Origin of the sequence: Azospirillum sp. B506 (assembly GCF_000333595.1) — a bacterium.
Classification (GTDB): domain Bacteria; phylum Pseudomonadota; class Alphaproteobacteria; order Azospirillales; family Azospirillaceae; genus Azospirillum.
In genome coordinates, this window is record NZ_BADK01000475.1 from 1 (window position 1) to 2,071 (window position 2,071).

Consider the following 2,071-nt stretch of genomic DNA (forward strand, 5'->3'; position numbering starts at 1 on the left):
GCGATGCGCAGCCGATCAGGAAGACGCCCAGCACCGCATAATACATCTCCGGGATGTAAAAAAGGTCAAAGACGCCGACCAACGGGCCGCGTGGCAGAACCTGGATCTCGTCCTCACCACGCCGAAGGCATGGATCAGGGTGATCATCCGCGGCACATTGATGCCGAACGCCTGGACCAGAACAGGATTTTCCGTTGCCACGCGCGGGTAGATGCCCAGCTTCGTCCTTTCGACGGCGATCCAGGTGCTGATGCAGACGATCAGCGAAGCGACCACCACCCAGCCGCGATAGTTGGACAGGAACATGAAGTCCAGATCTGGCCGCCCATCGGCGCGTCGGGAATGGGAGGGCTGGCCGGAGACACCAGACTGGTGGCTGGAACGCCGCCTCGACGATCAGCGCCAGACCGAAGGTCAGCAGAAGCCCGTAGAGACGGTCGAGCTTATGGAGCCGTGACAGCAGCACCTTCTCCAGGACCACCCCGAACAGCACGACGATCAACGGTGCCTAGGGCAATGCCCACCAATAGCCGACGCCGAATTGGGTCAGCATGGGCGAAATTGATGACGCTCAACATGCCGAGGATCATCGCCAGCCCGAGACTGAGCAGCGCGTAAAACATCCATTGAACAAGCTGAGCAGACGCCGGCCAAACAGCGCTTGGGGCGGAATGCCGAAAATCGTTCCCATCATGTACGTTGCTTTCCCCAACGGCATCCCCGTCGCAGCACCTGTTGAAGGGACCGCCACAGTTGGGGATGCCGCTCCGTCACGTCACGGCGTTTGTTGCCGCTTCATCATTTCGGCAGCTTGCAGCCGCTTTCCTCGAAGGTCGCGAAGGCCTCCTTGCCGGGGATGGTGCGCAGGATCTGGTAATAGTCCCAGGCGCCCTTGGACTCAGACGGCTTCTTGACACGGGCGAGATACATGTCATGGACCATGCGGCCGTTCGGCAGGATCGTGCCGTTCTTGGCAAACATGTCGTTGACCGGCATTTCCTTCATCTTGGCGGCGACGGTCGGCCCGTCGTCGGTCCCGGCGGCCTCGATCGCCTTCAGATAATGACGGACGGCGGAATAGCTGCCGGCCTGGACCATCGTCGGCATCTTGCCATAGCGGTCGAAGAACTTCTTGGACCAGGCGCGCGATTCATCATCCCGGTCCCAATAGAACCCGGTGGTCAGCACCAGATCCTGGGCCACCTGAAGCCCCAGCGCATGCACGTCGGACAGGAAGATCAGCAGGCCGGCGAGCTTCTGCTGGCCGGTCTGCGTCAGGCCGAATTCGGACGCCTGCTTGATCGAAGTGATGGTGTCGCCGCCGGCATTGGCTAGTCCGACGATCTTGGCGCCCGACGCCTGGGCCTGCAGCAGGAAGGAGGAGAAGTCGGCGGTGTTCAGCGGCGCCTTCACCGAACCGACGACCTTGCCGCCGGCCTTCTTCACCTCGACCGAGGTGTCCGCCTCCAGCTGATGGCCGAAGGCATAGTCGGCGGTGATGAAGAACCAGCTGTCGCCGCCCTCCTTCACCATCGCCTGGCCGGTCCCGACAGCCAGCGCATGGGTGTCGTAGGGCCAGTGGAAGCCGGTGGGAGAGCAGGCATCGCCGGTCAGACGGGAGGTCGCCGGACCTTCCATCAGGAAGATCTTCTTCTTCTCCTTTGTCACCTCCTGGACGGCCAGCGCCACACCGGAATTTGGCACGTCGACGATCACATCGACGCCGTCCTGGTCGATCCACTGACGGGCGAGGTTGGCGCCAATGTCGGGCTTGTTCTGGTGATCGGCGGAGATGATCTCGATGGGCTTGCCCAGGATCTTGTTGCCGAACTCCTCGGCCGCCATGCGGGCGGCAATGACCGACCCCTCGCCGCCAAGATCGGCATATAGACCCGAGCGGTCATTCAGCACACCGATCTTGACGATGTCGCCGGACAGCTTGCCCTGCTGGGCCATGGCCGGTGCCGTGGACAGGACACCGAACGTCAGGGCGGCAAGGCCGGCACCGGTCAAAAGACGTGCGATCATGCGTGAATTCCTCCCCCTCAGCGTTGCGTTGCGCATGTTGCGG

General features: G+C 62.3%; 3 protein-coding genes. 1 reads left to right on the forward strand and 2 read right to left on the reverse strand.

Features of this window, described 5'->3' with window-relative positions; translation table 11 throughout:
• Positions 1-15: 15 nt before the first annotated feature.
• The gene (locus tag I71_RS40820; protein ID WP_307188991.1) at positions 16-306 is read right to left on the reverse strand and encodes a hypothetical protein; all 291 of its coding nucleotides are present in this window, start codon (positions 304-306) and stop codon (positions 16-18) included.
• Between I71_RS40820 and I71_RS40825 the strand changes: the two genes are divergently transcribed.
• On the forward strand, positions 305-457 hold the full coding sequence (locus I71_RS40825; protein WP_307188992.1) for a hypothetical protein: 153 nt from the start codon (positions 305-307) through the stop codon (positions 455-457). The two genes, I71_RS40820 and I71_RS40825, sit on opposite strands and share 2 nt — an antisense overlap.
• Before the next feature lie 341 nt (positions 458-798).
• Here I71_RS40825 and I71_RS14250 read toward each other — a convergent pair whose 3' ends face one another.
• Positions 799-2,028: an ABC transporter substrate-binding protein gene (locus I71_RS14250; RefSeq protein WP_049976112.1), complete on the reverse strand. Its 1,230-nt coding sequence runs from the start codon at positions 2,026-2,028 to the stop codon at positions 799-801.
• Positions 2,029-2,071 lie beyond the last annotated feature (43 nt).

Bases quoted from the DNA above. Each gene is read 5' to 3' on its own strand.
- I71_RS40825 (WP_307188992.1), top strand. From the start codon at position 305: ATGAAGTCCAGATCTGGCCGCCCATCGGCGCGTCGGGAATGGGAGGGC.
- I71_RS40820 (WP_307188991.1), bottom strand. From the start codon at position 306: ATGTTCCTGTCCAACTATCGCGGCTGGGTGGTGGTCGCTTCGCTGATC.
- I71_RS14250 (WP_049976112.1), bottom strand. From the start codon at position 2,028: ATGATCGCACGTCTTTTGACCGGTGCCGGCCTTGCCGCCCTGACGTTC.